Source organism: Mesorhizobium sp. M7A.F.Ca.CA.002.09.1.1, assembly GCF_003998555.1.
Lineage (GTDB): Bacteria > Pseudomonadota > Alphaproteobacteria > Rhizobiales > Rhizobiaceae > Mesorhizobium > Mesorhizobium ciceri.
In genome coordinates this window covers 1-2747 of sequence record NZ_RZRR01000765.1, presented here as the reverse complement: position 1 = coordinate 2747, position 2747 = coordinate 1, and the positions used below count along the sequence as shown (strand labels likewise).

Below are 2747 nucleotides of genomic sequence, written 5' to 3'. Positions count from 1 at the left end.
GAGACAGCGCTGGCGCTGGCCGCCCGACAGTTCGTGCCGATAGCGGCTGGCGAAACTTTGCGGCAGGCCGACACGCTGCAGCGCCTCGGCGACGCGCGCCTTCAGGTTGTCGCCAAGACCATTCTGCTTCAAAGGCGCGGCGATAATGCTGGTAATGGTGCAGCGCGGGTTGAGCGACGACATCGGATCTTGAAAAATCATCTGCAGATTGCGCCGCAGCGGCCGCAGCTCCGCTTCCGGCAGATTGGTGATGTCGCGGCCGTCGAAGCGGATGCTGCCGGCGCTTGGCTCCAGCAGGCGCACCAAAGCGCGGCCGAGCGTCGACTTGCCCGAACCGGATTCGCCGACAATGCCGGTCACCGAGCCCCGCGGCAGGTCGAAGTCCAGGCCCTTCAGGATTTCGGCCAATGGCGCGCGGCCGATCAGTGGCTTGCGCGTCATGTCGGGCAGCGCGACCTTCAGCCCGCGCACGGAGAACAACGGTTCAACCATGCGGCCGCCTCCAGGCTTGGTCGGCGGCAGCGATCTCCGAAGCAAGTCCGGCCAGCACCGCCTCGTCCACCGGTCTTAGCGAGGCGAAAGGATCGGTGTAGCGTGGCGTCGCCGCGATCAGCGCCCGTGTGTAGGGGTGCTGCGGCGCGGCGAAGAGCGCTGCGGTCTCGGCCTCCTCCACCACCTTGCCGGCATAGAGCACCGAGACCCTCTGGCTGATCTTGGCGACGACGCCGAGATCATGGGTGACGAACAGGATCGCCGTGCCATGCTCGCGCTGCAACGCAGCGATCAGCCGCAGGATCTGCTTCTGCACGGTGACGTCGAGCGCCGTGGTCGGCTCGTCGGCGACGATCAGCCTTGGCTCCGCGGCGAAGGCGGCGGCGATCAGCACGCGCTGGCGCATGCCGCCGGACAGTTCGTGCGGATAGCTTTTGAGCACGCGGTCGGGGTCGCGGATCTGCACCTCGTCCAGCAACTGGCGAATGCGGGTATCGGCCTTCTCGCCACTCCAGCCGAGGATGCGCACCAGCCGGTCGGTCATCTGCGAGCCGATGCGGCGTGACGGGTTGAGAGCGGTCAGCGGGTCCTGCGGGATCAGCGCCGTGCATGCCCCGATCAGCGTGCGCCGTGCCTTGGGCGGCAACTTGCCGAGGTCTTCGCCCTCAAGCAACATATCGCCTTCGACGATGCGCACGCTCGACGGCAGCACACCAAGCACAGCCTTGCCGATCATCGTCTTGCCGGCGCCGCTTTCGCCGACCAACGCGCGGACCTCGCCGGGTTGGACGGAGAGCGACACCGAACGCAGCATGCGCTGGCCGTTGGGCAGCACGGCGCTCAGATTGGCGATGTCAAGGCAGACCGCGCTCATCGCAGCACCGGGTCGAAGCGCGTCTTCAACGCCTCGCCGAATTGGCTGAACGACAGCACGGTGAGGATGAGCGTGATCAGCGGGAACACCAGCACCCACCAGGCCTGATGGATCGACAGCCGGCCCTCGGCGATGATGCCGCCCCAGGTCGGGTCGTCGGTCGAGATCGACAGATTGACGAAGGACAGGATCGCCTCGACGATGACGGCGATGCCCATTTCCAGCGACAGCAGCGCCACGATTGACGGCACCACATTGGGCAGCACTTCGCGCAGCATGATGCCGATGCGGCCATAGCCGGCGATGCGGGCATTCTCGACATAATCCATGCGCGACTGGCCCATCGTCTCGGCACGGATCACCCGGCAGAAACGCGTCCAGTCGATGATGGCGATGGCCAGGATGACGGAACTCAAGCCTGTGCCGAGCACCGCAACCAAAAGGATGGCGAACAGCACCGGCGGAAATGCCATCCAGACATCGACGATGCGCGAGATGATGCGGTCGGCCCAGCCGCCGAAATAGCCGGCTATGAGCCCCAGCATCGAGCCGACCAGGCAGGCGGCGATGGCCGCGGCGAAAGCGACGATGAAGGCGATGCGGCCGCCGAAGATCAGCCGGGACAACAGATCGCGGCCGAGGCTGTCGGTGCCGAGCCAATAGCCGGGTTCGGCGCCGGCCATCCAGAACGGCGGCAACCGTTCCAGCATCAAATCCTGCGCCAGCGGATCCTGCGGCGCGACCAGCGGCGCGAAGATTGCCGCCAGAAGCGCCAGCAGCAGCCAACCGCCGGCAAGCCACAGACGCGGCGACACAGCTCGTCTTTGAGCGCGGCCCTCATCCATGGCGCAGCCTTGGATTGAGCAGCGCGTACATCATGTCGACGCTGAGGTTGATCAGCACGAACAGCAGCGCGAAGACCAGCACGATGCCCTGAATCAGCGGCAGGTCGCGGTTGATGACGGCGTCGATCGCCATGTTGCCGAGGCCTTCATAGGAAAACAGCCGTTCGACGATGACGGTGCCGCCGATGAGGAAGGTGAACTGCACGCCGACCAGCGTCAGCGTCGGCAGCGCGGCATTCTTCAGCGCTTCGCGCAGGATGACCTGTGTTTCCGAGAATCCCTTGACCCGCGCCAGCACGACGTAGTCGAGGTCGAGCACTTCCTTCAGCGACTGTTTCAGCAGCTGCGAGATGATCGCCGCCAGCGGCAGCGCCAGCGCCACGGCCGGCATCAGCATGTGTTTCAGCAGATCCCAGGTCAGGTCGAGGCGCAGACGAAGCAAGCTCTCGAACAGATAAAACTGGGTGACGAAGGGCAGGTCGAGCTGCGGCGACACCCGGCCGGAAATGTCGAAGATCGGCACCAGCACGCCGAAC

General features: G+C 65.5%; 4 protein-coding genes. All 4 read right to left on the bottom strand.

The features are described from left to right. Positions 1–492: ATP-binding cassette domain-containing protein (locus tag EN994_RS25875; RefSeq protein ID WP_127307914.1), on the bottom strand; the 492-nt coding region annotated here is incomplete at its 3' end. Then, positions 485–1366, bottom strand: a complete 882-nt coding sequence (locus tag EN994_RS25870) for an ABC transporter ATP-binding protein (RefSeq protein ID WP_063169951.1) — start codon at positions 1364–1366, stop codon at positions 485–487. The genes EN994_RS25875 and EN994_RS25870, both read right to left, overlap by 8 nt. Continuing rightward, positions 1363–2211, bottom strand: coding sequence for an ABC transporter permease (locus EN994_RS25865; RefSeq protein WP_013527973.1), 849 nt, complete (start codon positions 2209–2211; stop codon positions 1363–1365). Before EN994_RS25865 ends, EN994_RS25870 begins: the two co-directional genes overlap by 4 nt. Continuing rightward, positions 2204–2747: ABC transporter permease (locus EN994_RS25860; RefSeq protein ID WP_164746193.1), on the bottom strand; the 544-nt coding region annotated here is incomplete at its 5' end. The genes EN994_RS25860 and EN994_RS25865, both read right to left, overlap by 8 nt.